Source organism: Priestia sp. TSO9 (assembly GCF_021029645.1).
GTDB classification, from domain to species: domain Bacteria; phylum Bacillota; class Bacilli; order Bacillales; family Bacillaceae_H; genus Priestia; species Priestia megaterium_E.
The window spans coordinates 1-5,052 of sequence record NZ_JAJEKD010000024.1 but is presented as its reverse complement, the minus strand read 5'-3'; the positions used below and the strand labels follow the sequence as shown (position 1 = coordinate 5,052).

Sequence of the window (5,052 nt, the reverse complement as noted above, 5' to 3'; positions counted from 1 at the left end):
TTTCCTCCATTCTATCTATCTATTACTCAAGTACTATTATATCACTAGGAACATAGTTTCTTGATTTTTAAAAGGAGGACTTTTTAAAAATCAAGTCATAATTATTTCCAAAATTCCCACCACTTCTTTTTCTCTCGAGTGGCTGCAATTTCTAAACGTCTTTCTTCTAACGTTGTTTGAAGATGCTGTGTTAATAAACGATCTCTTTTTTCAAGTGTATCGCTCATCTTACGTTCAAAAGCCAGGAACATTGCTTCACGTTCTTCCTCTATAGCTTCTTGTACAGCTTCATGTACGATTTCCTTCAATTCACGCTTAGATAAACGTATTTCATCATCGTTAACGGGTATCGTGAACACGCTGTTATTATCCTTTGGAAACATTGATACAACGGCTTTTATAGCGTCATTCTTACTCATGTTATTTGATAAGAATTCCTTCAATTTTTTTAACGGCATGATATCTTTTTCAAGGTAAGCACGTCTGTTATGTTCATCCCGATAAAAACAATAGCCCTCATTTTCTAAATCAATTGACCATCTTCTCAAGTTTGATGTTGTTATATCAAGTAATTCTGCAATATCCTTTGCCCAATAAGATTTTTGAGTTTCCTCGTGTTTTCCGTTTTCCATAGCGTTAACCACCTCGTTATAAGGTTCATTCTATGTCGTTAGAAAAATCACCTTCTCTACCTTCGTTTTGGGGTGTGAGGCTGGCTTTTAAAATAGTGTATCTACATTTTGAAAAGAAGATAAAACATAGGACAGTTGCTCTGGCGGTTTGGCAGGTATACTAGTTTAATCAAGCCGATTATTATTAACTTCGTTTTGGGTATGTTCGGCTTGGCAACATATACTTACCTGCCAAAATTCAATAAACAAGGGGGTAAGAGTGGAGATTTTTTGAGTGGGTTATCAAAAAATACTACTCGACCCTTGTTTATTGAATAGCCAATTATTTGGTAAATTTTTAGCCTAAAGGCTAATGTTTTTTATGGCTAAAAAACACCAAAAAACATGTACATAAAATAAGAGAAAAGAAGAAAAAAACCTCTGTAACCCTTGTTATATCAATGTTTTCTTACTTTCTCTATAATCACATACGTTATAGATCATAATCATATACGTTATAGACTATAATCGTATTTGTTATAGACTATAATCGTATTTGTTATAGACTATAATCTAAAATAGATTATAAAAATGAATAAAATTTCTTGAATTCCTTTAATTTTTATAATACAATACAGATTATAAATAATAATACAAAAGAGGTGTAGAAGTGAAGTCTTGGGAAAAAGAACTAATTGGAGATACTCAAAAGAAAAAAATTAGTAAAGAGGTTAAAGAAACAGTTACCAATGATGATGGTGAAAAGCTGTTTCAAAAGCACATCGAAGAATCTTATGTTTCTAAAGAGCCTGATTACGTAAAAGTTTATTTAGATAACATCTTACAAATTAATAACTTACCAAGTGGTATCCAAAAAACATTAAATGTTCTTCTAAAAAGAATGGCTTATGATAACATCGTTGTTTTAAATGCATACATAAAAAAACAAATGGCTGAAGAACTAGGATTTAATACAGTTCAAAGCCTAAACAACAATATCAATAAGCTTGTCAAAGAAGGAATTATGACTAGAAAAGGAACTGGTACTTACGAAATGAATCCTTTCCTTTTTGGAAGAGGATCTTGGGATAATATCAAGAAAATCAGATTCCAAGTAATTTTTGAAGAGGGGAAAATCAGTCAAAGAGCAGATTTTGATTATAAAGATGAAGTCGCTATATCTCATGAAGAAAACTAATTTAAAAAGCAAAAAGGGCACTTCCTCTGCAAAGGAAGCACCCCGGTGCTACGATAAATCATCCAAACCTTATTATAGCACGGGTTGCCCTCAAAAAATAGGAGGGTCTTATCATGGATCAAACTGAAAAGTTGTTAATTGGTATTGAAAATATTCTAAGTGTAGCATCTGATTTAGTTGATGAAGTTGGGCGTCTAAAACGTGTAGAGGAAGAATGTAAAATCCTTAAAGAAAAGCTTTTTCTCAAGCAGTTTACAGAAGCAGAACAAGAGATTTTTGCCCTGGCTATAGACGGTCACAGCACCACAGAAATGCAAAAAATGCTTGTGAGAGAAGAAAGCACTGTTCGAACTCATAGACGAAATATTATGCAAAAATTAAATGTTTCCTCCATGAAAGAAGCTGTTCAACAATTTAAAAACATCCATGATGAATCACCACAAAAACTTATTCGTATTTCTTAATATACAAGATAGCTTTTAAAGCTAAAAAAAGCAGGCTTAAGCCTGCTTTTTCTCTTAACTATTCTCTTTCAAAACCAACAGATTTATCTTTGGTTCTTCTTCTATCTTTGAATACCTCTTTTGCTTGCGTATAGCCTTCTTTTTCAGATTTAGTCATCTTGTTCTCATCATATGGTTTCTCTGAATTAAAAAAGTTGATAGTTCGATTAACTTGATATTTGGCAAACCCTACCATCTTTTGAAAATCTTCAAAGACCTCTGGTGCTCTCTCTTGATAGAGATCTTTTATGTTATCAAACAGTTTTCCCAACCGTTCATATTGATTTTTATACCATGTTGTTTCTTCCTTTGCTCTATCTAATTGTTTCGTTAAAGACTTATTTTGTTCAGTTAAACTAGTAGTACGAGTCTTTTCCCTTTCGTACAGCTCCTTATAAGCCTCATTTTCGCGTTTAAGCGTTTCAGAAGATTTAGCTAAGGTTTTAAGGTTATGGAAGTCTTCAAAGGCTAACTCAACACTTTTAGGCTGTTTTAAACTGAATAGCTTTCCTTTTTCCTTAAAGTCTATCTCATCTATTTTTTTAACAAGTGTAATCTCCTTTTTGACATCTTCCATTTCAGACTTGCGATTGGCAATAGAAAGCTTTAGATTTGTTTCTTTCGCTTCTAATTCTTTCACCGACCGTCTTGCTTTTTCAGCTGCTTGTTCATGATATTGTGTTTGTTCTTTGAAAGTATGTACTGATTGATGACGAATATCCTTTGGCATACCTCTCTCTAATTCATATCCACGCTCATTCATACGCTCGTTGTACTTATCTTGCAAAGAGGACAAATCATCTTTTGTTTTAATAAATTGATGTCTACTAATCGTTAAGACGTTTTCTTTACGTCTACCATCATATATTTCCGTCAGAGGGACAGCCACGATATGTAAATGAGGTGTTTTTTCGTCCATATGAACAGAGGCGTGAATGATTTTATCATGAGACAAACCAATTTCATCTGTAACGAACTCCAACGATTCTTGCGCCCAATCTTGGATTTCGGCCTTAGATTTTCCTTTAAAGAATTTTTCATCACTTGTAAATAAGAATTCGCATGCTACATCGTTTTTTGCACCGTTAACCGCCTGCTCAAATGTTTTACGACGATCACTACGTGTCGTCTTCATTCGTTCGTCGTGTTCACGCCTCATATCAAATGTTATTTCAGAGAATCGCTTCAAGTATGAATCGCATTTTACAAGCTCGATATTCTCGCTTGATTTCTCCTTATCAATATCTAAATTTGTATCAGAAACTCGGTCCGCATTATGCTTCCCAATACCTCTCAAATCACTTGTGGTTTTGATTCCTTGAACTCTAAAAATGGAATAACTCAATCATGGTTCCCTCCTCATTAAAGCCTCCCCCATATTATGGGGGAGAGAGAAAAACATGTCAATGTTAGAACACACTCTAATATTGACACTAACGTATCAATATGGTGTGCCCCTTCGGGGGAGGAACAGCTTCGCTATTCCTTTAAAAACCGCGGACTTTGTCCACACCTACCAAAGGGAATCTCCCTTTGGAATCCATCCTAAAAACTCCCCCAACCCCCTCAAATTTTTGAGGGGACTCCCTCGCCGGTTGGCGTCAAACAAACGAGGTTGTTTGAATGCCAAGAGGGTTCGGGTGTAGTGAGTATGTCAACTCCTTAATGCTCCCTACGGTGCGCTTACCGTTGACATACCTCATAAATAGTTCTCTCCTTCTAAAAAGAACTTTTAACATAACTAAAAAAGGAACTTTCTTTAACAGAAAGTTCCTTTCTCTATTGGTTGAGCCATCACAGCTCTATACTACGGTTCGGGTCATCATAACCCTAATCTCTGACGGTTGAGCCATCACAGCTCTTTCGCGATTAGCATGTGCTAACGCTACTTATTCTACCCTCACTATATCAGAAATAATAGGAAAGTCAAGGAAAATCGATTAATTAGAAGGAATTAAAACGATGCTACTTAACTTTTCGTTTATTTTGTTAGTGATGTCCGATGGCGTCAAATAATCATCAATTAAGAAATTCCCCTTAATAGCTAATGCATTTTTGTAGAAATAGTTCACTTCTTTTTTCTTAGCATCAGTATCTCCGCGCCCTTTATCTATATCGTAAGTAAGATCGATCATTTTCTTTATACAATAGTTCAAAAAAGCTGTCTTGTGGTAATCACCTACTGCATCTTCATCATTCAAATCAGAAATGCTGATATTCGTAAGCTTATGTACCAAGTCAGAAAACGTAAATGGAGAAAGCTGACAATCAATAATATTAGGACTTCCATCTGCTTTTGTACCATCTTTTACTTGTTGGATACGACCTGCAACTACTGTACGTACTTGATCCAGAACTACATAGGAATTAACAGCTCTTCCTTTTTTATCTTCACGTAAACGTTTTGGTAGTTCGGGTATTGAACCGATATCTATTTTGTTTTGTCCTAGACCTGAAGACTTAGAAGTCATTGAAACAATAGTAACAGATCTCTTATCAGCGCACTTTCTTAAAACAACGCACAAATGATTACCACCAAACTCGTATTGCTGAACAGGTGTTAAATCAGCAAAGTAAATATGACCCACTTCTATATCTGAATATTTCAAATATTTTCCTCCATTCTATCTATCTATTACTCAAGTACTATTATATCACTAGGAACATAGTTTCTTGATTTTTAAAAGGAGGACTTTTTAAAAATCAAGTCATAATTATTTCCAAAATTCCCACCACTTCT

Annotated in this window: 5 protein-coding genes; 2 read left to right on the top strand and 3 right to left on the bottom strand. The window is 34.6% G+C overall.

Annotated elements, in window-relative coordinates:
* Positions 1–101 precede the first annotated feature (101 nt).
* A complete protein-coding gene (locus LJC66_RS27290) occupies positions 102–632 on the bottom strand; it encodes a MerR family transcriptional regulator (protein WP_230933925.1) in 531 nt (176 codons plus the stop codon).
* Positions 633–1,281: 649 nt separating this feature from the next.
* Here LJC66_RS27290 and LJC66_RS27285 point away from each other — a divergent pair.
* Together LJC66_RS27285 and LJC66_RS27280 are read left to right on the top strand one after the other, a co-directional pair.
* Complete coding sequence (locus tag LJC66_RS27285; protein ID WP_230933924.1) at positions 1,282–1,809, top strand: replication/maintenance protein RepL; 528 nt, start codon at positions 1,282–1,284, stop codon at positions 1,807–1,809.
* 113 nt (positions 1,810–1,922) lie between these two features.
* The gene (locus tag LJC66_RS27280) at positions 1,923–2,273 is read left to right on the top strand and encodes a response regulator transcription factor (protein WP_230933923.1); all 351 of its coding nucleotides are present in this window, start codon (positions 1,923–1,925) and stop codon (positions 2,271–2,273) included.
* Positions 2,274–2,331: 58 nt separating this feature from the next.
* Here the strand turns inward: LJC66_RS27280 and mobV are convergent, their stop codons facing one another.
* Positions 2,332–3,657, bottom strand: coding sequence for a MobV family relaxase (mobV, locus tag LJC66_RS27275; protein WP_230933922.1), 1,326 nt, complete (start codon positions 3,655–3,657; stop codon positions 2,332–2,334).
* Between the two features lie 595 nt (positions 3,658–4,252).
* Complete coding sequence (locus tag LJC66_RS27270; protein WP_230933921.1) at positions 4,253–4,921, bottom strand: type II toxin-antitoxin system PemK/MazF family toxin; 669 nt, start codon at positions 4,919–4,921, stop codon at positions 4,253–4,255.
* Between the last annotated feature and the right edge of the window lie 131 nt (positions 4,922–5,052).

Coding starts and splice junctions, on each gene's coding strand:
- LJC66_RS27290 (WP_230933925.1), bottom strand. CDS start 632: ATGGAAAACGGAAAACACGAGGAAACTCAAAAATCTTATTGGGCAAAG.
- LJC66_RS27280 (WP_230933923.1), top strand. CDS start 1,923: ATGGATCAAACTGAAAAGTTGTTAATTGGTATTGAAAATATTCTAAGT.